Origin of the sequence: Halomonas sp. OfavH-34-E, from assembly GCF_024124525.1 — a bacterium.
In the GTDB taxonomy this organism is placed as follows: Bacteria; Pseudomonadota; Gammaproteobacteria; order Pseudomonadales; family Halomonadaceae; genus Halomonas; species Halomonas litopenaei.
In genome coordinates this window covers 83,031-105,117 of record NZ_JAMXRY010000011.1, presented here as the reverse complement: position 1 = coordinate 105,117, position 22,087 = coordinate 83,031, and the positions used below count along the sequence as shown (strand labels likewise).

The 22,087-nt window shown below is 64.9% G+C and carries 18 protein-coding genes; 17 read left to right on the top strand and 1 reads right to left on the bottom strand.

The window, feature by feature from the left end:
* Nucleotides 1–1,335, bottom strand: a 1,335-nt coding sequence (gene dsbD / locus NH448_RS07165; protein ID WP_253028630.1) for a protein-disulfide reductase DsbD, incomplete at its 3' end; no start/stop codon positions are given.
* 217 nt (nucleotides 1,336–1,552) lie between these two features.
* On the opposite strand from dsbD, the gene NH448_RS07160 reads away from it, so the two are divergent.
* The 17 genes from NH448_RS07160 to NH448_RS07080 all read left to right on the top strand — a co-directional run bounded on the left by NH448_RS07160 (nucleotide 1,553) and on the right by NH448_RS07080 (nucleotide 22,086).
* The gene (locus NH448_RS07160) at nucleotides 1,553–2,797 is read left to right on the top strand and encodes a DUF2333 family protein (RefSeq protein WP_253028629.1); all 1,245 of its coding nucleotides are present in this window, start codon (nucleotides 1,553–1,555) and stop codon (nucleotides 2,795–2,797) included.
* A gap of 796 nt (nucleotides 2,798–3,593) precedes the next feature.
* Nucleotides 3,594–4,766: a polysaccharide export protein gene (locus tag NH448_RS07155; RefSeq protein ID WP_052704453.1), complete on the top strand. Its 1,173-nt coding sequence runs from the start codon at nucleotides 3,594–3,596 to the stop codon at nucleotides 4,764–4,766.
* A 3-nt stretch (nucleotides 4,767–4,769) separates the two neighbouring features.
* Complete coding sequence (locus NH448_RS07150; RefSeq protein ID WP_045993980.1) at nucleotides 4,770–5,210, top strand: low molecular weight protein-tyrosine-phosphatase; 441 nt, start codon at nucleotides 4,770–4,772, stop codon at nucleotides 5,208–5,210.
* A gap of 43 nt (nucleotides 5,211–5,253) precedes the next feature.
* Complete coding sequence (locus NH448_RS07145) at nucleotides 5,254–7,518, top strand: polysaccharide biosynthesis tyrosine autokinase (protein ID WP_045993981.1); 2,265 nt, start codon at nucleotides 5,254–5,256, stop codon at nucleotides 7,516–7,518.
* Nucleotides 7,519–7,550: 32 nt separating this feature from the next.
* On the top strand, nucleotides 7,551–9,368 hold the full coding sequence (locus NH448_RS07140) for an ABC transporter ATP-binding protein (protein WP_045993982.1): 1,818 nt from the start codon (nucleotides 7,551–7,553) through the stop codon (nucleotides 9,366–9,368).
* 122 nt (nucleotides 9,369–9,490) lie between these two features.
* On the top strand, nucleotides 9,491–10,114 hold the full coding sequence (locus NH448_RS07135; protein WP_045993983.1) for a NeuD/PglB/VioB family sugar acetyltransferase: 624 nt from the start codon (nucleotides 9,491–9,493) through the stop codon (nucleotides 10,112–10,114).
* 147 nt (nucleotides 10,115–10,261) lie between these two features.
* Entirely contained in the window at nucleotides 10,262–11,326 is a 1,065-nt protein-coding gene (neuB, locus tag NH448_RS07130) for an N-acetylneuraminate synthase (protein ID WP_253028628.1), read from the top strand.
* Between the two features lie 25 nt (nucleotides 11,327–11,351).
* A complete protein-coding gene (neuC, locus tag NH448_RS07125) occupies nucleotides 11,352–12,569 on the top strand; it encodes a UDP-N-acetylglucosamine 2-epimerase (protein WP_045993984.1) in 1,218 nt (405 codons plus the stop codon).
* A gap of 47 nt (nucleotides 12,570–12,616) precedes the next feature.
* Nucleotides 12,617–13,330 (top strand): acylneuraminate cytidylyltransferase family protein, encoded by a 714-nt coding sequence (locus NH448_RS07120; RefSeq protein ID WP_204248976.1) that lies wholly within the window; start codon nucleotides 12,617–12,619, stop codon nucleotides 13,328–13,330.
* Nucleotides 13,327–14,175 carry an SDR family oxidoreductase gene (locus NH448_RS07115; protein ID WP_052704454.1) on the top strand — a complete coding sequence of 283 codons (849 nt, stop codon included), beginning with the start codon at nucleotides 13,327–13,329 and terminating at the stop codon, nucleotides 14,173–14,175. Before NH448_RS07120 ends, NH448_RS07115 begins: the two co-directional genes overlap by 4 nt.
* Nucleotides 14,172–15,086 (top strand): Gfo/Idh/MocA family oxidoreductase, encoded by a 915-nt coding sequence (locus NH448_RS07110; protein WP_045993986.1) that lies wholly within the window; start codon nucleotides 14,172–14,174, stop codon nucleotides 15,084–15,086. The genes NH448_RS07115 and NH448_RS07110 overlap by 4 nt, the downstream gene beginning before the upstream one ends.
* On the top strand, nucleotides 15,076–15,939 hold the full coding sequence (locus NH448_RS07105) for an SDR family oxidoreductase (RefSeq protein WP_045993987.1): 864 nt from the start codon (nucleotides 15,076–15,078) through the stop codon (nucleotides 15,937–15,939). Before NH448_RS07110 ends, NH448_RS07105 begins: the two co-directional genes overlap by 11 nt.
* Before the next feature lie 94 nt (nucleotides 15,940–16,033).
* On the top strand, nucleotides 16,034–17,017 hold the full coding sequence (locus NH448_RS07100; RefSeq protein ID WP_045993988.1) for a polysaccharide deacetylase family protein: 984 nt from the start codon (nucleotides 16,034–16,036) through the stop codon (nucleotides 17,015–17,017).
* A gap of 105 nt (nucleotides 17,018–17,122) precedes the next feature.
* The gene (locus NH448_RS07095; protein ID WP_162197839.1) at nucleotides 17,123–18,454 is read left to right on the top strand and encodes a DUF4910 domain-containing protein; all 1,332 of its coding nucleotides are present in this window, start codon (nucleotides 17,123–17,125) and stop codon (nucleotides 18,452–18,454) included.
* 92 nt (nucleotides 18,455–18,546) lie between these two features.
* The gene (locus NH448_RS07090) at nucleotides 18,547–19,545 is read left to right on the top strand and encodes a hypothetical protein (RefSeq protein WP_045993990.1); all 999 of its coding nucleotides are present in this window, start codon (nucleotides 18,547–18,549) and stop codon (nucleotides 19,543–19,545) included.
* 82 nt (nucleotides 19,546–19,627) lie between these two features.
* The gene (locus NH448_RS07085; protein WP_052704456.1) at nucleotides 19,628–20,836 is read left to right on the top strand and encodes a hypothetical protein; all 1,209 of its coding nucleotides are present in this window, start codon (nucleotides 19,628–19,630) and stop codon (nucleotides 20,834–20,836) included.
* The gene (locus NH448_RS07080; protein WP_045993991.1) at nucleotides 20,833–22,086 is read left to right on the top strand and encodes a glycosyltransferase family 4 protein; all 1,254 of its coding nucleotides are present in this window, start codon (nucleotides 20,833–20,835) and stop codon (nucleotides 22,084–22,086) included. Before NH448_RS07085 ends, NH448_RS07080 begins: the two co-directional genes overlap by 4 nt.
* Nucleotide 22,087: the final 1 nt, after the last annotated feature.

The window sequence follows — 22,087 nt, the reverse complement described above, 5'->3', positions numbered from 1 at the left end:
GGCCAGACCCGCCCACAAGAGCAGGGTGAGCGGGGCCGGGATCAAACGCTCGATCAGCCAGACGGCGACGCCCAGCAGCAGCACACCGAAGGCGATCTTGACCCCGTTCATCCAGGTGCCCGAGCGCGGCAGCAGGGTGGTGCCGAAGCCGCCGACCAGCAACAGCGGGACGCCCATGCCCAGCGCCAGGGCCAGCAGCGCCGCGCCACCGATGACGGCGTCACCGGTGGAGGAAATGAATACCAGGGCGCCGGCCAGCGGTGCCGACACGCAGGGCGAGACCACCAGCACCGACAGCGCGCCGGCCAGCGCCAGACCCAGGGGGCCGCTGCGCTGGGCGCGTGCCTGCCAGGCATCGATGCGTGAGCCAAGCCCCGAGGACAGGCGTAGATTGAAGACCCCGAACATGGCCAGTGCGAACAGGGTGAAGAGGGCGGCGAACACGATCAGTACCGGGGCCGACTGCAGGCGCGCCTGAAGGTTCAGCCCCGCGCCGAACAGCCCCATCAGCACGCCGACCAGGGCGTAGGTGGCGGCCATGCCGGCGACGTAGCTTGCCGAGAGCGCAAAGGCGCGGGGGCGGCTGGGGTTCTGACCGACGATGATCGACGACAGGATCGGAATCATCGGCAGCACGCAGGGGGTAAAGGTCAGCCCGAGGCCGGCCACAAAGAACAGTCCGAGCATCAACGGCAGGCTGGCGTCCTGCATCAGGGCGCGGAAGCGGCCGTCTTCGCTGAGCGGAGCTGCATCGACAGAGGCGGTAGGGAGGCTGCCCGCTTGCTGGCTCGTGGGCGGCTGTCCGGCGAGGTCCGCTGCGGTAGCCTGGGCTGTGTTGTCGTTGGCCGTCTGGCCGTCCTCCAGAGCGTCGGCAAAGGCGGCGGGGGGCTCACTCTGGGCGGCGGCCAGCTCAAGGCGTTCCGGGGGGTAGCACAGACCGGCGTCGGCGCAGCCCTGGAACGTCAGGGCGATGTCCAGTGGCCCCTGACGGGTGTCGGCCAGCGGGGCACTGAACACCACCTGATCGTAGAAGACGTTGACGTCGCCGAGAAATTCGTCGGTCTTGGCCTCCCCGGGCGGTAGCGACAGCTCACCCAGGGCGTCCGGTTCGCCTGGCAGTTCCAACGAGAAGCGGTGACGATAGAGATAGTAGCCGTCGGCATTCTGCATGCCGATATAGAGCCGATCGCCGTCGTGCCAGGCGCTGGCGGTAAAGGCCTCGTTCACCGGCAGAAACTCGGCGCTGCTCGACGACGAGGAAAAGAACTGGGCCTGGGCCACCCAGGGGGACAGCAGCAGACAGACGAACAGCAAGAGGCGTGTGGCGAAGAACACGTCGAATCCTTGTTGACGATGGGTGTGGAAGACGGGGCAAGGCGTGGCGGGATTCGCCTGCCGTGTCAGACCCCACTGTGTGACCGTGGAAGCGGGGCGGGGTTCCCGCGGACCCTGCGCTATGATCAGATGCAAGCGTATTCTACCACTGGCGCCGGCGCTTTCCCTCATTGGAGGCAGGGCTGGCCGGCCTTTGATGAACGACAAGGAGAGCGAAATGAGCAGTCGTCGACAGCGCGCCGAAAGGCGTCGTCAGGAGCTCGAGAACCCGCAGTACGGATGGATCTGGAAACCGCTCGCCGTGCTGCTGGTGCTTGCCGTGATGGTGGCGGTGGGGCTGGGGATCTGGTGGAGCCTGGCGCCGTCGCGCTTCGACGTGGAGACTGCCACCCAGGAGCAGCGCATCTCCGCGACGCCGGCGGCCAGAGGCACCGTTACGGTCGCGACCCTGGCCACCCTGATCGATACCTTGCAGGACAAGCCCGGCGGGTACCTGCGAAATGACCTGATGCCGCCGGGACTGCTGCTCGACAATATGCCGTCCTGGGAAACTGGTGTGCTGGTTCAGGCGAGGCTGATGGCCGCCAGCCTGGCGGACTTCGACCCCGGCGCCGGTGAGTCGGTGAATACTCTGATCGCTGCCCTCGAACAGGACGCCGACGATTGGCTGGCCCCGTCCATGGAGGATCACCTGGCCCAGGCGGGGAACTCGGCCCGCGCCTATCTGGCGCGTTTCGACGATGGGGTCGGCGCGTCCTTCGTCGATCAGGGCCAGGGCCTGGCGCTCTATCTGGACGCGGTGCGCCAGCAGTTGGCCTCGTTGCGGGAGCGGCTGTCATCCACGGTCAGCGACAGCGAGCGCTTGAAGGAACTGGGTATCGAAGTGGCACAGGACAGTCGAGTGCCCTGGTACCGCGTCGACAACGTGTTCCACGAGACCCGCGGTCAGACCTGGGCGCTGGGACACCTGCTCGAGGCGCTCGAGCGTGACCAGGCGGATCTGATCGCAAGCGCGGGCCTCGGCGACAGCTACGCCCGTGCGCTGGCCGAGATCGAGCGTATGCAACGTCAGTTCTGGAGCCCGGTGGTGCTGCGCGGCAGTGGCCTCGGCATCTTCGCCAACTATCCGCTGACCATGGCCCATCATCTGAGCCGGCTCGACGGCGCCCTGGCGTCCCTGATCGATGGCCTGGGTGGCGCCGAAGCGGCCCCGGAAGCCGCGACGCCACCGGTGACCGAGGTGACCCGTAGCACCGACGATGAGGAGGCGGCGGAGTCAGCCGGCGTTGAGCAGAGTGATGAGAAGAGTGATGAGCAGGATGGCCAGCAGAGCGACGAGCAGAGTGACCAGCACAGCGACGAGCAGGGCGCTGAAGCCAATAGTGACGAGCAGGACGCCGACGCCAATAGCGGCGAGCAAGGATCCAACCAGCAGCAGCCTGGCGAGCAAAGCGCCGAGTAGCAAGAGCCGAGTCAAGAGCCCCGAGCCGTGAACGGGGCCCAATGACGGGGTGAGAGAGACCGGTTGCCGATTTTCTCCCTCGTCCTTGCCTGAATTTTCGCAAGCTACCATGCCCTCGTTGCCGGGGGCATTTTTTTCTCAGTTTGCTTCGTTCGCCCGGATACTTTTTGCCGCTCCGCGCTTTGGTAGTTGGAGGCCTGGCGTCCCCCTGGCTGACGCGCCATGTCGCCAATGACTAGATGCGTCATCTCGGCGCATGAACCGAGGTTGCTGCAGCGATCACCTCGTCGTATCAGGAATCAGTGATCTGTCGCACTGCAATGGTGCGTCTGCGAAGGGCCCATGGTCGCGCTCTTTGCCCACATTCTCGATCCTGGTTTCTCAGTGCTTTTTTCGCACATTTCCAACCTTATGATTTGGCTAAAGAAACACTTTCTCCACGGTAACTGTCCGCTGGCGCCCCCGACGTGTCCTCAAGGAACACGCAATTACAAGCGGAAACAGTCGCTCTCATGCTTCCGGGATACCGATATGGGGTTTGTCAGCCTGTGTACGCCAGGAATTTCGGACTGCCAGGACGGCGCGGCTATGCAATCGTACTGGCATAAATCGCAGTACCTGGCGGCCATCGAGTCTTCGAGCGTCGACGGGTGCTGCGGGCTGTCGGTGGTCGATCGTCTCGCAGAAGACGCAGCCTCGACGGTGACAATAACCATCTGTCTACGCGCAGGGCTTCAGGGATATGCCATCGATATCACCCTGGGGCGGTAGCGTGTCACACGCTCAGGGGGACGATATGGATAAGGTGAATCAGGCACACCAGTGGACAAGGGTCGTGGACGAGTCGCAACGATCGCCCGGCTGGCTGGCGGGTGCCGTCTTCGCAGTGCTGCTTGCGCTGACCGTGAGTGGTTGTGCCTATGCCCCTGGCGGGCATATCGACTACGAGACCGAGGCGCCGGACATCGATCATCTGGTCGACATCCAGGCCATCACCCCGGCATTGGTGGCGAACTTCCGCCAGAACGTCACCGGCGATATCGCCAGCACCATGCCTTCCTACCTCAAGGCCCAGTTGACGGACTACGAGTACCGTGTCGGGCCGGGTGATGTGCTCAACATCACCGTCTATGACCACCCCGAGCTGACCATCCCGGGGGGCGCCGAGCGCAGCCCCGAAGAGACCGGCAAGACGGTACAGCCCGATGGTCGCATCTATTTCCCCTATGTCGGACGTTTCCGAGTGGCCGGGCGGACGGTGGACCAGATACGCCGAACCCTCACCGGCATGTTGTCGAACTACATCACCGAGCCCCAGGTGGACGTCAACGTCGCCGCCTACCATTCCAAGAAGATCTACGTCAGTGGAGCGGTTGCCACCCCCGGCGCCCAGCCGATCACCACGGTCCCGCTGACCCTGGTCGATGCGGTCAGCCAGGCCGGGGGGCCATCGGAGACGGCCAACTGGCACGAGGTGGTACTCAATCGTGATGGCACCAGGGAGGTGCTGTCGCTGTACGCGCTGATGCGCCATGGTGACCAGACCCAGAACCGCCTGCTGCGCGATGGCGACGTGGTGCATATCCCGACCCTGGAGTCCGAGAACGTCGCGGTGCTGGGGCAGGTCAGGAATCCCGGCAATCTGGTGCTGGGCAACGAACGTATCACCCTGACCACCGCCCTGGCGCGAGCCGGCGGCGTCATCGAGACCACCGCCGAACCGTCGGGGATCTTCGTGATTCGTCCCAAGCCGCCGGGCGATGCCAAGCTTGCCACCGTCTATCAGCTTGATATCAGCAACGCCACCTCGCTGACCATGGGCACCCACTTCCCGCTGCAGCCCCAGGACGTGGTCTACGTGACGGCGGCCCCGCTGGCACGCTGGAACAACGTGATCAGTCTGCTGCTGCCGTCGGCACTGCTGCCCGGCACCATCGCCGACACCACTACCCGCATCGGCGAGATCTGATCGGTGCGTTTTGCCAGTGCGCTGGTGCTGTGTCGAGCGAACCTGTGTCGTAGTCCGCTCGGTGCGGCGCTGCTGCAGAGGCGGCTGCCCGCCATGGAGATTCAGTCTGCCGGGCTTTCTGCGGTGCGCGAAGGTGAAGCCGCGCCCGCAGAGGTGCAAGCGCTGGCCAGGGAAGCCGGGCTCGAGTTGAGCGCCCACCGCGCTCGGGTGGCAACGCCCGAGATGATCGCCAATCACGATCTGGTGCTGGTGATGAGTGCGTCCCAGCGCCAGGCGGTCAGCGAACTTGCGCCCTTTGCCACCGGCAAGACCCTGCTGTTTGCCCACTGGCTCGACGGGATCGATATCCCCGACCCCTACCGCAAGAGCCTGGACGCACACCGTCAGGTATTCGTGATGCTTTCCGATGCCGCCGACGCCTGGCACCGAAGGCTCGCGCCATGACCTCGTATCGCCGCGCTCGAGGCCACCGACAGGACCTGCCGTCATGACCCAAATGTCACGCTTGCCTTCCGCTCCCGGCCGCGAGGATATCGACCTCGGGCGCATCCTGGGGCTATTGCTCCGGCACAAGTGGTGGATCCTCGCCGTCACCCTGCTGTTCGGAGCGGCAGGTTATGTGTCCGCCTTGCTCAAGCCACCCATCTACGAGGGCGACGCCCTGGTGCACGTGGAGCGTCGGGCCTCGGTCAGTCCGCTGGGGGACCTGGCCACGGTGATGGGAGAAGAGGAGAACACCTCGGCAGAGGTGCAGATACTGCGGTCTCGCATGGTGCTGGGGCGGGTGGTTGACCGCCTCGCCCTCGACACCCAGGTGTCGCCACGCCGTCTGCCGCTGGTCGGTGACTATCTGGTGCGTGAAGGGGTGACCCGAGAGGACCTGGCTGAGCTGGGCTGGATGACTGCTCCGCTTGGATGGCTCGAGCGGTTGATGCCCGAGGCATGGGATCTGAGCCATCTGGTGTGGGCAGGGGAGTCGCTGCAACTGGCGCGCCTCGAGGTCGCTGACTCCTATCGCGGCGCGGCCTTCCGCCTGGTGGCAGGCCGCGATGCCGGGTATCAGCTATTTGGTCCTGACGGTGATCTGTTGGGTGTCGGTCGTGTCGGCGATACCGCAAGATTCGACGGAGGCGATGTGGTGTTGAGCGTTCGCGAGATGACCGCAGCGCCAGGTGCAGAGTACAGCCTGTCCAAGCGCCCCCAGGTGTCGGCCATCGATTCGCTGCTGGCTCGCTTGACGGTCACCGAGCAGGGCAGCGGCTCGAGCGCCAGCACCGGCATGTTGCGCCTGACCCTGACCGGCACCGACATCGATCGGGTGCGCGAGTCGCTGGATGTCCTGGCGGAAACCTTCCTGATGCAGAATGTCGAGCGGCAGTCGGCCCAGGCCGACCAGAGCCTGGCCTTTCTCGATGAGCAGGCGGTGGCATTGAAGGCCTCGCTGTCATCGGCGGAAGATCGGCTCAATGCCTATCGCGTCGAGGTGGACAGTATCGACCTGGACTCCGAGGCGGCCTCGGTGGTCGAGCAGTTGATCTCGGTGGAGGAACAGCTCAACACCCTGGATTTCCAGGAAGCCGAACTGGTCCAGAGGTTCACCCGCAATCACCCCACCTATCAGGCGTTGATGCGCCAGCGCGGCATCCTCAACCAGGAGAAGGCCCGACTGGAGGAGCGTGTCAGCGAGATGCCCGAGTCCCAGCAGGAAATCGTGCGCCTGACCCGGGACGTGGAGGTGACCCAGGCGATCTATGTCAATGTGCTTAATCGTGCGCAAGAGGTGGCGGTCGCCAAGGCCGGCACCATCGGCAATGTGCGGGTCATCGACGATGCGTACGTGGATGACGATCCGGTGGCACCCAACGCCGGCCTGATGATGGCCCTGGCCACCGTTATCGGTGCCTTTCTGGCGGTGGCGGTGGTACTGGTGCGTGGCATGCTCAATCGCGGCATCGAGAGCCCGGACCAGCTCGAGGACCTGGGGCTGCCGGTGTACGCCACGGTGCCGCTTTCCGAGTTTCAGCAGCGCCTGGTCAAGCGGGTCAAGTATCGCAGCGACCGGCGCAGTCAGCCGGTGATCAAGGGCCTGCTGGCCCTGACTCAACCGACCGACATGGCCATCGAGGCGTTGCGTGGCCTGCGCACCAGTCTGCACTTCGCGATGATGGAAGCGCCCAACAACTGCCTGATGATCACCGGCCCCAGCCCCGAGATCGGCAAGAGCTTCATCTCGCTGAATCTGGGCGTGATCTGTGCCCAGGCCGGTCAACGGGTGCTGGTCATCGACGCCGACATGCGCAAGGGACACCTGCACAGCGCCTTCGGCGCCAAGGCCGAAAGTGGCCTGTCGGACCTGTTGTCGGACAAGAGCGAGGTGGCCGAGGTCATCCGCCAGACCGAGGTGGAAGGCCTCGACTATCTGTCGCGAGGCGCATGCCCGCCCAATCCTTCGGAACTGCTGATGCGCGAGCGTTTCACCACGCTGATGGAGCAGTTCAGTCGCGACTACGATCTGGTGATCGTCGATACCCCGCCTGTGCTGGCGGTGACCGACGCCGCCATCGTCGGTAACCGGGTGGGCACCAGCCTGCTGGTGACGCGCTTCAAGCTCAACCCGGTCAAGGAGGTCAGGGTGGCGCTCAGGCGCCTGGAGACCTCCAACGTCAGGGTCAAGGGCTGCATCCTCAACGCCATGGACCCCAGCGCCAGGCATGGTTACGGCTATGGTCACTATGTCTATGCCTACCAGTAAGTACGGCAGCGGCGACAACCAGGGACGGTGAGATGCTGACTGATCTGCGCGAACTCTACGGCCTGCTGACTCACCACCAGCGCCGGCAACTGCTGCGGCTGCAGGTGCTGGTGGTGGCGATGGCGCTGTGCGAGCTGCTCAGCGTCGCCTCCATCGCGCCCTTCATGGCGGTAGTGGGCGATCTGGAGCGTCTTGGCGGGGACGGCGTGATGGGCGAGCTCTATCGGGCCAGCGGTGCCGACTCGCCGGAGCGCTTTCTTCTATGGCTTGGGCTGGGGGTGCTGGGCGCGTTGTCGGTCGCCGCGGTGGTGTCGATGGTGACGGTGTGGCGGCTGGCGGTCTACGGCGCCACCGTCGGGGCGGAGCTGGGTTCCCGACTGTTCGCCCACTACATGCACAAGGACTGGCTGTTCCACGCCGGAGGCAGCAGCAGCTATCTGACCAAGCAGATCGCTCAGGAGTGCCAGCGAGTCATGCTGGGCGTCATCGATCCGTTGATGCAGATGAATGCCAAGGTGGTGCTGGCGCTGTTCATGTCGCTGGCCATCCTGATCTACAACCCCGCGGTGGCGCTGTGCGCCATGGCGTTGTTCTCACTGGCCTACCTGCTGCTCTATCACACCGCCCGGCGTCGCCTGATGAGCAACGGCGAGGCGCTGTCGGCGGCCCAGGGCCAGCGCTTTCGGCTGATGGCCGAGGGATTCGGAGGGATCAAGGATCTGTTGCTGCTGGGGCGTCAGACCCAGCTGACCGAGCGTTTCGACCGGGCCAGTCGACGCTTTGCCCGGGCCCAGGGCACCAATCAGGCGCTCAAGCAGGCGCCGCGCTATGCGATGGAGGTGGTGGCCTTCGCCTCGGTGATCCTGCTGTTGTTCTACCTGCTCAAGACCCACCAGGGCGAGATGGCGTCGATGCTGCCGGTACTGGCGGTGTATGCCCTGGCGGGTTTCAAGCTGCTGCCGGCTTTTCAGCATATCTACGCCAGCGTCTCGAGCATCCGCGGGAACCTGCATGCGCTCGAGGAAATTCGCAATGACCTGCGGGCCAGCCATGCCCATGACCAGGCATGCGCCCTTGAGCATGGCGGTGACCCGGCCCAGGGCGGCTCAGCCTTCAAGGCCCGGCGCGAGATTCGCCTCGAGGGGGTCAGCTTTCGCTATCCCGGCGCACGCTCTCCCGCGGTGGACGACGTCAGCCTGGTGATACCGGCCAATAGCGTGATTGGCCTGGTCGGCGCCTCCGGTTCCGGCAAGTCCACCCTGATCGATCTATTGCTGGGACTGATGCAGCCCCAGCGAGGGCGCATCAGCGTGGACGGAAAGGTCATCGATGAGGCCAATCGTCGCCAGTGGCAGGACGCGCTGGGTTTCGTCTCCCAACAGCTCTATCTATGCGATGGCAGCATTCGCGACAACGTGGCCTTCGGTCTGGCCCCCGAGTGCATCGACGACGACCGCGTCGAAAGGGCGCTTCGGCTCGCCCACCTGGCCGAGTTCGTGGCCGAGCTGCCTCAGGGCATCGAGACCCTGGTCGGCGAGCGCGGTGTCCAGCTCTCCGGGGGACAGCGCCAGCGCATCGGCATCGCTCGGGCGCTCTATCACGAGGCCGAGGTGCTGGTGCTGGATGAGGCGACCAGTGCCCTGGACGGCATCACCGAGCGGCTGATCATGGATGCGATCCACGACTTCGCCGGTCGCAAGACCATCGTGCTGGTCGCCCATCGACTGACCACCGTCATGGCCTGCGAGTGCATCTACATGATGGAGCGTGGACGCCTGGTGGATCAGGGCAGCTACCGGGAGCTGATGTCGCGCAACGAGGTGTTCAAGCGAATGGCGCAGAGCGCCTGAGACGGGACTCCGGTAAAGCGCGCAAATGAGGGCACGGGTAAAGCGACGGACGAACCGCTGGCGAAGTGACGGACGGAGCGCTGGTAAAGCGAACGCGCATCGATGAAGGGAGGCGGGCACCGATGAAGCAGTGCTTCGTGATCGGCGGCGGTGGCCATGCGCGGGTGCTGCTGCATGGACTGCGCGGGCTTGGCTGGCAGGTGGCCGGCTACGTGGCACAGGAGCCCTCGTCGGCCATGCCGGTCCCCTGGCTGGGGCAGGACCGTTGTCGACTGGCGTCGCCGGAAGGCCTGCCAGGCGTCGCCTTCCTGGGGGTCGGCATGGTCACCAGCGCGCCCTGGCGGCGCGCTCTGCTCGAGGCCTTCCTGGCGCAGGGATTCGACCTTCCGCCGTTGATCACGCACAACGCCATGGTGCATGACGACGTGAAGCTGGGAGACGGCAGCGTGATACTGGATGGTTCCGTGGTGGTCACCGGCAGTCGTCTGGGACGAGGCTGTCTGATCAACACCCGGGCGGTGGTCGACCATGACTGCGTGTTGGGTGACAACGTCCACGTCGCCTGCGGTGCCACGCTCAGTGGGGGCGTCAGGCTAGGGGCGGACGTGATGATCGGCACCGGAGCCAACCTGATCCAGGGGGTCGAAGTGTGTGCGGGGGCGGTGATCGGCGCCGGCGCCACCGTGGTAGGGGACGTAACGCGCCCTGGAGTGTATCTCGGGACGCCCGCGCGACGACGGCAATGAATGCGCCTGGCCGACACGCATCACCACAAGACGTCACAGCGAAAAGCGCCAGAAGGCGAAAAAATAATTAAAGCAGGTCTACGCAAAAAGCAGGTCTACGCAAACAGGGAAGGCGCTTCTGCCAAGAGGCGCAAGCAGGGGACACGAATGAGTCATTCTGAGGTTGTCGAGACCAGGAGGGTGGCATCGAGCCGCGCCGAGTCACCAGGCGTACAGGTGATCGCCGAAGCCGGCGTCAATCACAATGGGTGCCTGGATACCGCCATGGCGCTGGTGGACGCGGCACGTGAGTGCGGCGCCGATGCCGTCAAGTTTCAGTGGTTCAAGGCGGAGCAACTGGTGACCGCCGACGCCGCCCAGGCAAGCTACCAGCGAAAGGCCTGCCCGGAGGACGGCTCCCAGTACGCCATGCTCAAGCGCCTGGAGCTTGGCCTTGACGATTTTCGGCGATTGGCCCAGTACAGCCGTGACAGTGGCATCGAGTTCCTGGCCAGCCCCTTCGACGAGGACAGCGTCGAGTGGCTGGCTGCGCTGGACGTCGGTTGCTTCAAGGTGGCCTCCGGGGAGTTGACCAATCTGCCGCTGCTTACACGTATCGGCGCCCAGGGCAAACCGGTGCTGTTGTCCACGGGCATGAGTTTCCTGGGGGAAATCGAAGCCGCCTTGGCGACCCTTTCGGCGGCGGGAGCCGGCGACGTTACGGTACTGCACTGCGTCAGTGAATACCCGGCGCCGGTGGATCAGATCAACCTCGCCGCCATGGACACCCTGGCCCAGGCCTTCGGATGCCCGGTCGGCTACTCCGATCATAGCGATGGCATCGATATCGCGCTGGCGGCGGTGGCGCGTGGGGCCGTGGTCATCGAAAAACACCTGACCCTGGATACCTCCATGGCGGGGCCGGACCATGCTGCCTCGCTGGATCCTCAGGCCTTCCTGGCGATGGTGACCGCCATTCGTCGTATCGAGCAGGCCCTCGGCGATGGTCGCAAGCGCCCGGCGCCCTGTGAGCAGCCCCAGCGGGAACTGGTGCGTCGCAGCGTGGTGGCCGGGCGTGACATCGACGCCGGCGAGGTGCTGGCGCACGCCGATTTGCTGCTCAAGCGGCCTGGCAGCGGTCTGCCGGCCGCCGCCCTGCCTCAGTTGATCGGTCGGGTGGCCAGACGCCGTATCGGTCGCGACGCCCTGCTGGACTGGGCGGATCTGACATGATGGCCTGGGCATGAGGGGGACTGGCATGACACCGAGAAAGATCTGGGTCCTGACCAGTTCTCGAGCGGACTATGGGCTGCTCTACTGGTTGCTTCGGGAAATCGACGAAGACCCTGCGCTGGAACTGATGCTGGTGGCCAGCGGATCGCACCTGTCCACCGAGTTCGGCTCCACGGTCAGCGAGATCGAGCGCGACGGCTTTCGTCTGCATCGACGCCTCGAGATCCTGCTGGCGTCGGACTCACGCAACGCCATGACCAAGGCCATGGGGCTGGCGCTGTTGAGCGTCGGCGATGCCCTGGTCGAGGACCGGCCCGACCTGGTGGTCCTGCTGGGCGACCGTTTCGAAATCGTGCCGGTGGCGTTGGCGGCGGTCACCCACGGTATCACCCTGGCCCACCTCCACGGGGGCGAGACCAGTCGTGGCGCCCTGGACGAGTACTATCGTCATGCGGTGACCAAGCTGGCCAACCTGCACTTTCCCGCTACCGAGGTCTACCGTCGGCGGATTCTGCAGATGGGGGAAGACCCCGGCCGAGTGTTTGTCCACGGCGCGCCGGGCATCGATCACCTGTACCGCAGCCGCACGCCGACCAGGGCAGTGCTTGCAAGGGCCCTGGACATGCCACTGGACCGGCCCACCGCGCTGGTCACCTATCACCCGGTGACCGCGGGTACGGGCGAGGACGAGGAAGCGCTGATCGCGGCCTTGTCGCGTTTCGAGGATCTGGACGTGCTGGTGTGCAAGGCCAACGCCGACTGTCATGGACGCAGCATCAACGCGCGGCTGGCGCGCTGGTGTGCCGAGCGCCCCGAGGCCAGGCGTCTGGTCGACAGTCTGGGGCAGCGTCTCTATCACGGCTGTCTCGAGCACATGGATGTGCTGGTGGGCAATTCCTCCAGCGGTCTGATCGAGGCGCCATCCTTCCGTCGGCCGGTGGTCAATGTCGGCAAGCGTCAGGACGGCCGCCTCAAAGCGGGAAACGTGATCAATGTCGAGGCCTCGGAGGAGGCCATCGCCAAGGGCATCGAGACCGCCCTGAGCGAGACCTTCAAGCGTTCGCTGGGCGCCCTGAGCAATCCCTATGACCCCTTCGAGGATGGAGCCGCCTCGCGGCGAATCAAGAACACCTTGAAACGGGTCAATCTGGATGCCGGCATCCGTGAGAAGTGGTTCTTCGACATCGACGAGGTGTCCCCTCTGGGCGGCACCTCTTCTCCGACCAAAGGCCTGATGGGCTGACCTTCTTCCCTTCGACGACGACCCCATCAACCGTTCAGGAAATGATGATGACACCAGTGTCCGAGGCGGCAATGTCGGTGACGGCGGTGATACCGGCGCGGGGCGCCAGCAAGTCGGTGCCGAGAAAGAACCTGAGGCCGCTCGGCGGACGCCCGCTGCTGGTCTGGTCGATCGAGGTGGCACGGCAGGTGATGGCGATCGATCGGGTGATCGTGAGTACCGATGATGACGAGATTGCCCAGGTGGCCCGCCGGCATGGCGCCGAGGTGCATCGTCGGTCGGCGCAACTGGCCACCGACGAGGCGCTGGTGATCGACGCCATCCGCGAACTGTTCGATGAGCTGAACCAGGGCGGCGAGGCTCCCGAGGTGATGGTGCTGCTGGAGCCCACCTGCCCCTTGCGCAGTGCCCAGGATGTGGCCGAGTGCCTGTCGCGTCTGGTGGTGCAGGGGCTGGATTCGGTGGCCACCTTCAAGGCTGCCGAGGTCAATCCTCATCGTACCTGGCGGCTGGATGCGCGGGGCCGGCCCACCGCCTTTATCGACGGCAGCGATCCCTGGCTGCCGCGACAGGCGTTACCCATGGCCTATCAGCTCAATGGTGCCGTCTATGCCTTCCGTCCCGATCGTCTTCCCGAGGATGGCAAGGCGTTGCTGTTTGGGCGCAGTGGCGCGGTGATCATGCCGGCGGAACGCTCGGTCGACATCGACCGCGAGCACGACTTCGTCATCGTCGAAAGCCTGTTGAGGAGAGCCCGTTGAGCCACCCTGTCGAAGCCTTAGTGACTCCCGCAGCCACCGATGTGCGCCCGGCGATCTTGATCACCGGGGCTACCGGTGGGGTCGGCATGGCCCTGTGCCGCCACCTGAACCGCCGCTTTCGGGTGATCGCGCTGGGGCGTGACGCCAACGCCCTGGCAGAACTGGCCGCAAGCCTTCCCGGTGTCGAGGTCCACTGCCTGGACCTCGCCGGCGGCGCGATCGCAAGTGATATCGCGTCACTGATGGAGCAATGCGGCGACGTCGGCTATCTGATCAACAACGCCGGCTTCAATCGGCCAGCGCCCATGGACGCCGACATCGAAGGCGTGCTTCGGCGCTCGCTCGAGGTCAACGCCATCGCGCCGGCCATGCTCATGGCGGCGGTACTGCCCGGCATGCGCCGTCGTGGCTTTGGGCGCATCATCAATATCACCTCCGGCGCACCGCTCAACTGTTTTGCCGGGCATGCCGCCTACAGCGCCTCCAAGGCGGCGCTGAATGCGCTGACGGTGACCGCCGCCAGAGAGCATCAGGACGTGGATATCAAGATCAACCTGATGAGCCCCGGCCCGGTGCGCAGCAAGATGGCCCCCGAGGCACCGATGGCGCCAGAGGTCTGTCTACCGACCCTGGACAATCTACTGGATTTGCCCGCGGATGGCGCCAGCGGGCGCTTCTTCTGGCTGGGTCACGAGATACCGCTGACGCCGTCCCTCGATGGCATCGACTGGCTGGCGGGGACCGCGCCGGCAGGTTTTGCCCGGCTTTGGCCAGAGGCAGACGAGAGCAGCGGTCTCGACAGCAGTGGCGCGGACGTAAGCAGCAGTGACAGGGCGTGCCGATGAGGCGTATTGGCATGCTGGGCATGAGTCCCGGCAACGGTCACCCGTTTTCGTTTTCCGCCATCCTCAATGGCTACCACGATGAGGCCATGGCCGAGGCGGGCTGGCCGGTGATCCATGACTATCTGGAACGGCGACATCGCTCGGAATTCGGCGTCGGTGATCTGCGTGTCACCCACGCCTGGACCCAGGATCGAGACGTCACCGAGCGGCTATGTCGCGCCTGCCATATCGACGAGGCCGTGGCCGAGCCTGGTGACATGCTGGGGCAGGTGGATGCGGTCATCATCGCCCGTGACGATCCGGCGAGCCACCGCGAACTGGCGGCACCCTTTCTCGAGGCGGGCCTGGCGGTATTCATCGACAAGCCGCTGACCCTGGATCTGCAGGATCTGGCCTATTTTTCCCCCTACCTGGCAGCAGGGCGCCTGATGTCATGTTCCGGCATGCGCTTTGCCAGCGAACTCGACGCCCTGCGTGCGGCGCCGGGGGCGCTGGGCAACTGGCGCCTGGTCAGGGGCGCTATCGTCAAGGACTGGGAGCGCTACGGGGTTCACCTGCTCGACGCCATCCTGCCGTTGACGGCGGCGACGCCGGTGTCCGTCAGAGCGCTTGGGGCAGGCCACCAGTCCTTCGCCATCACCATGAGTGACGGCAGCCTTTTGAGCATCGATGCGCTCGGTGAGGTGCCGCCGGTATTTCGCATTGAGGTGTTTGGTGATGCCGGCGAGACCAGTGCCGACATCCGCGACAACTTCGGCATGTTTCGTCGCACCCTGTGGGAGTTCTGGCGGATGCTCGAGCAGGGACCGGATCGTCATCAATGCCAGACCACACTCGCGGTGATCAAGACGTTGATCGCCGGGCGTCTGGCGGCCGAACGGGGAGAGGAGGTACGTCTCGATGCGCTCTGACAACGAGGGTGCAGGCCTCGTACCCGCGCAGGCGCGCGCCGTGTCGGCGCTGTTGGATCTGAGCGGTCGGGTAGCACTGGTCACCGGGGCCCTGGGCATCCTGGGGCGGCACTTCTGTCGAGCACTCGCCGAATGCGGCGCCTCGCTGGTGGTCGTGGATCTCGACGCTGCCGAGGCCGAGCGCTTCGCCGCCGAGCTTCAGACCGACCACGGTCAGCCTTGCCTCGGACTTGGCTGTGACGTCAGCGACGAGGCCTCGGTCGAGGCCATGGTGGCGCATGCGGTCAAGACGCTGGGAGGCATCGACATCCTGCACAACAATGCGGCGACCAAGGCGCGAGACCTGGAGGCCTTCTTCGCCCCGGCCGAAGACTACACCCTGGCCCAGTGGCGTGACGTCATGGCGGTCAATCTCGACGGTGTCTTTCTGGTGTCGCGAGCGGTAGGCCGGCAGATGATCGAGCAGGGTCGAGGCGGCAGCATCATCCATACCGGTTCCATCTACGGCGAGATGGGCTGCGATCCGCGTATCTACGAGGGCTCGGAGTACCTGGGGGTGGCCATCAACACGCCTCCGGTCTACGCCGCCTCCAAGGCCGGGGTGTCTGGACTGGCGCGTTATCTCGCCACGCTCTGGGCAGGCCACGGTATCCGCGTCAATACCCTGGTACCGGGCGGCATCGAGAGTGGCCAGAACTCAGCCTTCGTCGAGCGCTATTCGGCCAGGGTGCCGCTGGGGCGCATGGGAACGCCGACCGATCTGGTCGGCGCGCTGATCTTTCTGGCCTCGGATGCCTCCGGCTACGTGACGGGGCAGACGCTTCACGTGGATGGTGGCTTGAGTGCCTGGTAGCACGGCGCCGATGCACGCTACCCGATAAACGGCATCCGATGCACGGCATCCGATCAACAGCACCAGTTGAACGGCAGGGAAGGAGTTTCGCTCGATGTTGACCATCGTGATGTACCACTATGTCCGACCGCTGGCCGGGTCGCGCTATCCGCGCCTCAAGGCGCTGGAGCTTGCTGCCTTTCGCGCTCAGCTCGACCATCTCGAGCGGCACTATCGGCCGGTGACGATGGAACAGGTGATCGCCGCCTGGCGCGGCCAGCAGACATTGCCCGAGCAGGCGGTGCTGTTGAGCTTCGACGACGGCTATCGTGATCACCTCGAACATGTGCTGCCGGAGCTCGAGCGACGCGGCCTTCAGGGTAGCTTCTTTCCCTGCACCGGTACCCTGCGCGACGGCCTGATCCTCGACGTCAACAAGATCCAGTTCGTGCTGGCCAGCGTCGCTTCCACCGCAGAGTTGCTGCCGGCTCTGGGCAGGGCACTGGACAAGCGTCGCGAGCGTCATGGCCTGGGGACCTACGAGGATATCCATCGCAGGGTCTATCATCGGCTGTCGCGCCAGGGACGCTTCGATGACCCCGATACCCTGTTCTTCAAGCGCCTGCTGCAGCGGGAGTTGCCCTTCGCGGTTCGCCATGACGTCATCGATGAGCTGTTTGCGCGCTTCGTCAGCACAGACCAGCGAGCCTTCGCCGAAATGCTCTATCTGAGCGATGCCGAGGTTTGCCTGCTGCACGACGCCGGCATGCATATCGGCTGCCACGGAGATCAGCACTTCTGGTTCGACAGCCTGACGCCCGAACAACAGGGCAGGGACCTCGAGGTCAGTCTCGCTCATCTTCGAAACCTGGGGGTGCTCGGCGACGACTGGGTGATGTGCTATCCCTACGGTGGCGTCGACGAAGCGCTGCTGGGTCGTCTACGCCAGCTTGGCTGCGCCGCCGGGCTGACCGTGGCGTCGCGACAGGCCGACCCGGCCCGGGACGACCCCTTGCTATTGCCGCGCCTGGACACCAATGATCTGCCCAGCCAGGCCGCTGCCTGCCCTGGCGACCCGGCGACCGTCCAGGTTGGATAGCTGACCACATCCTCGTCCACCTCCACGTCTTCCCCATTTGCGCCGAGCCTGGCGCGGCCCCGGCGGTTTGCCGCCAGCCTACCCAACATGCACAGGGATCTTGTCATGACAGCGTGCACGCAGAGCGCGACGACAGCGTCTGTCGCCGCCGGCGACGCCATGATGGCCATGTTGGCCGACCTCACTCCGCTGGATCGGGTGATCTGTTCGAGCGACTACGACGCCACGGTGGCCTACCTGGCCGAGCGCTGGCCGCTCAGGGAGCATCGTTTCGAGGCCTCTGACGTCCACAATGGCTGGGTGATTCCGCCCAGGTGGGACGTACTGGAGGCGGCCATCTACAAGGATGGCGAGTGTATCTATGATGGCCGCTGGCATCCCATGGCGGTGATGGCGCTGTCACTGCCGTTCCGAGGCACGGTCTCGCGAGAAGAACTCAAGTCCCACCTGCATTTTGATCACCGCTACGACGAGCGCATCCCGTTCCATTTTCGCCAGCTATTTACCAGCTGGCAGCGTGACTGGGGGTTCTGCGTGCCACGTCGTCTTGTCGAGAGTCTTGCGCCTGGTGACTACGAGGTGGTGATCGAGACCCGTGAGGCGCCGGGGTATCTGCGCTGCCTGGACTATCACCTGCCGGGTCAGCTCGAGCAGACCATCGTGCTGGGGGCCAACCTGGATCATCCTGGTGTCGCCAACGATGGTCTGTCCGGTGTGGCGGTGGGGCTCGCCGTGTTCGAGGCGCTTGCCGCGCGACCCAGGCGCTTCAGCTATCGACTGGTGCTGGCCCCCGGCATCATGGGCACCGAGTACTACCTGGGGCGGCTTCCCGCCGCAGAGCGCGCTCGACTGTTCGAAGGTGTGATGCTCGAGATGCTGGGCTCGCCCACCATACTCAATCTGCAGCGCTCACGAGGTGCCGGATCGAACATCGAGCAGGCGTTGTCGCGCGTGCTCAGCGAGGGTGGGCACGACTACCGCGAGGGCGCCTTCGAGAGCCTGCTGCTCAATGACGAGTACCTGTGGGAAGCCTACGGCATCCCCATGGCCTCGCTATCGCGCTATCCCTATCCCGAGTATCACACCGACGCCGATAACCTTGGCTTGATGTCGCCGCAGCGCCTGCTCGAGGCGCGTGACGTGGTGCTCGCCGCCATCGACGATATCGAGTCCTCGCCGCTGATCAAGAAGCGCTTCGAGGGCAACGTCTGCCTGTCGCACCCCCGCCATGACCTCTATGTGGATCCTGGCCAGGTCGCCTTCGGCGACGTGCCGGACGAGTCACGCCGGCGCATGCGCCTGTTGATGGACTCCATCCCGACCCTGACGCGCCCGACCACCGTGCGCCAGCTGGCCAGGGAGGTCGGCCTCGAGGAGAGCGTGGTCCACGACTATCTCAAGCGCTGGCGCGATTGTGGTCTGGTGGAGCTGGTATGAATCGGGCGAGGGAGGAGGTGAGTGGCGAGCGCGCGCATCCGTCGGGTGGGGCAGGAACACCGCTTCAGGAAGGGATCGACACAGGGGGGGCAGTGCCGGCGACGAGCACGCAGGCGTCGTTTGGCCGAAGCGTCTTTATCTGCTGCAAGCCGCTGCAGTTTCTGACCTGTGCCTCGATCGTTCGTCACTATCGAATCGAGCAGGCGCTGGTGCTGCTGGTGGCCGAAAGCATCGCCGAGTATGACGCCTTCTACGCCTTTGTCGAAGCAAGCCACCATCGATCTCTCTTTGACGAGATACGCCGCGTGCCGACCCAGGCCGCGGCACGCGAGGCGCTGGGCGCCTTGCACTACGACAGTCTGTTCATCGACAACGATCGCACCAGCAAGTACCTGCTGCTGGCGCCGCTGAAGACAGGCTGTCTGTGCCTTTACGAGGAGGGGGTCAGCACCTACTTCAGCTCTTATCTCTACGAGATGCCTCTGTCCAGGCGGTTGAAGTGGAGCCTGGTGGCCCTGGTGCGCGGTTGCGGACTGCGTTTCGGAGGCGGCCGCAGGACCGACCTGGTGTTCGTTTCGCGGCCGCGGACCTACGCCCGATTGAATCCACGCCTGGCGCACAAGGCGCGCTATTGCCCGGGGCTCGTCGGCGAGCTGGAGCAAGGCTGGGAGGACTGGCAGGCACTGCTGTCGCCCTGGCTCGACCGGCTGACGTCGGCAACGCCGGCGCTGGTACTGGGTACCTGGGGGGGCGGCGATATCTCCGCCGAGAGGCTTGCCGAGCTCAAGCGACGTCATCCTCTGTTGCTGTTCAAGCCCCATCCCCACGACGGCTGCGCCTGGCTCGATGCTGATATCCAGGTGCTGGAGCAGCCGTGGATTCCCGCCGAGGTGTGGATTCGTCTACTGGCTAGCCGGGTCGACGAACTGGTGGTGTATCACTATTCCTCGTCTTCTGAACTCTACTGCCTGGATCTGCTCGACAGGGTGACCTTCGTCGACCTCAAGGGCGACGTTCATATCCGACGAGTCTGCGATCTGGCCGTGGGCGATCCCGGTCACGACGACATCGACCATGTGGCGATTGCCTGAGAAGGACGCTGTCCGTCCAGCGCCTGGCCCCCGTGGTAGTCGAACGGCATGCCTGCACGTCAAATGAGTGAGCTTACCGCCGATGGTTCCCATCCCTTATGTCACCTCCGCCTGGGACGTGTACTCCGCCCTGGCGGTGTTCGTGCTCGGTCAGTGGCTTGCCAGAGCGGTGGGGCGAGCCTTCGGGCTGTCTTACATGCTGTGTCTGCCGCTCTATCTCTGGCACACGGCCTTCTGCGTGCTCTACGCCTGGTTCGTCAACGGCGACGGCGGAGATTCCTTGATGTACTACCGGGCGTCGTTGAACGACGGCGTCGAGTTCTCCTTTGGCACCGCCGGGGTGATCGTGTTCACCTCGCTGTTCACCCAGGGGCTGGGGCTGTCGTTTCTGGGGACCTTTCTGGTGTTCAATCTGGCCGGCTATGTCGGGCTGCTGGCCTTCGCCGGCAGTCTCCATCAGGCCATTGCCGAGCGTGCCCTGGGTATTCGTCTGCTGGCGCTGGCCGTACTCTTTCTGCCCTCGATGCACTACTGGGGCTCCGCCATCGGCAAGGATGCGCTGTCGTTTCTGTCCATGGGGCTTTCGCTGTGGGCGGCGCTTGATCTCAGACGCCGTCACCTGCTGATGGTGGTGGCGGTCATGATCATGCTGGTGGTGCGACCGCACATGGCCGGTATACAGCTGATCGCCTTGGCGGCTGCCTTCTGTCTGCAGCCCGGCGTCGTGCTGTGGCAGCGGCTTTTGCTGGGGACTGCGGCGCTTGCCGGGGCGGCGATCATCGTACCCCTGGCGCTGGATTACGCCGGGGTCGGCAGCGGCTCCGATGCCGATCAGGTGATGAGTTACATCGAATTGCGGCAGAGCTACAACCAGACCGGCGGCGGTGCGGTGGACATCGCCTCCATGAGTCTGCCGATGCAGCTTTTCACCTATATGTTCAGGCCGCTGCCCATGGAAGCCAGCAGTGTGTTCCAGCTGGCGTCCTCGGTGGATAACGTCATCTTGCTGTATCTGATGGTGGTCGGTGGCATCGCCGCCATCGCCGGGCGCAATGCGCCTCCCGCCAATCGACTGTTTCTGTGGTTTTACCTGCTGCTGGCCTGGACCATCCTGGCGATGACCACTGCCAATCTGGGCATCGCTGCGCGTCAGAAGTGGATGTTTACCCCGGTGCTTATCTATCTGTTGATGTCCGTCATGGGGCGCCCGCGCCAGACAACCACCGACGCCGAATCGTCCGGGGGCTCTACGCCGTCTGTCGAAAGCACGCCAAATGGAGTGGCGAGATGATCAAGCGACTGTTGATGGTAGCGAGCTACCCCGAGTCCATCGTCGGGTTTCGCGGTGAGCTGATCAGGGAGATGGTCGCTCGCGGAATCGAGGTCCATGTCGCCGCGCCCGTGGGGGGCAGGGGCGCTACCGTTGACGCCGGCGGTGAGGGTGACGCCGATCGCTCGGCTGCTTCGTCGCGTCTTAAAGCCAGTCTCGAGGCCCTCGGCGCGACGCTGCACGATATCCCGCTTTCGCGCACCGGCATGAACCCGCTGGCCGATCTGAAGACCCTGGCGGCTCTGATGAGATTGATGCTGCGGGTACGCCCCGATGGGCTTTTTGCCTACACGATCAAGCCGGTGGTCTACGGGGCACTGGCTGCCTGGATGTTGGGGGTGCGCCAGCGGACCCTGCTGGTCACCGGGCTGGGGTACGCCTTTACCGGCACCCAGGAGGGCGCCCAGGGTGGCGCCCAGGGTGGCAACAAGCGCCGCTTGATCAAGGCGCTGGTGCGGCGGTTGTACCGCGTCGCTCTGGGGCGGGCTCATATGGTGCTGTTCCAGAACCCGGATGATCGTCGCCTGTTCATCGAGGAGGGGATTCTCCTTGATACCACGGCGTCCCGGGTGATCAACGGTTCCGGAGTGGATCTGGCGCATTTTTTGCCGGTGGCTCCAGCGACAGAGCCGGTCAGCTTCCTGCTGATCGCTCGGTTGCTGGGTGACAAGGGGGTGCGCGAGTACGCCGAGGCGGCGACGCGTATCCGCCAGCGCCATCCCCAGGTGCGCTTTCGCCTGGCGGGTTGGCTGGACGACAACCCCGACAGCATCGCGGCGCACGAGCTTCAGACGTGGATCGATGACGGCGCCATCGAGTACCTCGGTCGACTCGATGATGTCCGTCCGGCCATCGCCGAATGCAGCGTCTATGTGCTGCCGTCCTATCGCGAGGGGACCCCGAGAACGGTGCTCGAGGCCATGGCCCTGGGGCGTGCGGTGGTGACCACCGACGCGCCGGGATGCCGCGAGACCGTCGCGCCGGGGGTCAACGGTTATCTGGTGGAGGTGAAAGACGTCGACGCCCTGTGCCTGGCGTTGCAACGCTATCTGGAAACGCCGGCGCTGATCGTCCAGCACGGCCAGGCCTCCCGCGCTCGCGCCGAGGAGCGCTACGACGTGCACCGCGTCAATCACAGCATCCTCGACGCCATGGGGGTCGAGACGGCGTCGTCCTGCCCGGCAGGGCTCGACCCCAGCGTGGTGAGATGAT